The following is a 425-nucleotide window of genomic DNA, read 5'->3' as shown; positions in this document are numbered from 1 at the left end:
GATCTGTAAGGTCGGACTGAAGCATCGCCTCGCCTGATGGCCAGAGCGGTGTGAAATATCGCCCGATCTCCACTATCTGCCGTCGACACTGCTGGGCACGCGCGTTGCCCTAGCAGGGTGCATGGTTCGCCGTCGTGTTCCCAGCTACGTCCTCCGTGTGGTGTTCGCGTCATGCCTCCTGCTGCTCCTGCAGGCTGGCCAGGCCGTCGCCGGCAACGTGAGGTTGACCTGGGATCCGAATCTCGATGACGACACCGTGGGCTACGTGCTCGTGTACGGCACGTCCTCACGTGTCTACACCAAGTCGGTGACCCTGCCAGCCGCCGCCACCACCCACGAGGTCACTGGCCTCCCGGACGGCGCCCATTACTTCGCGCTGCGCGCGTTCGATCTCAACGGCGTGCAGAGCGGCAACTCCAATGAAG

General features: G+C 63.8%; 1 protein-coding gene. It reads left to right on the top strand.

Features of this window, described 5'->3' with window-relative positions:
• Positions 1-121 precede the first annotated feature (121 nt).
• Positions 122-425 (top strand): fibronectin type III domain-containing protein (locus I6F37_RS41355; protein WP_225154574.1); only part of this gene is annotated, 304 nt, incomplete at its 3' end.

It is taken from the genome of Bradyrhizobium sp. NBAIM08 (assembly GCF_020193935.1).
In the GTDB taxonomy this organism is placed as follows: domain Bacteria; phylum Pseudomonadota; class Alphaproteobacteria; order Rhizobiales; family Xanthobacteraceae; genus Bradyrhizobium; species Bradyrhizobium yuanmingense.
This window is presented reverse-complemented; position numbering and strand designations above follow the sequence as displayed.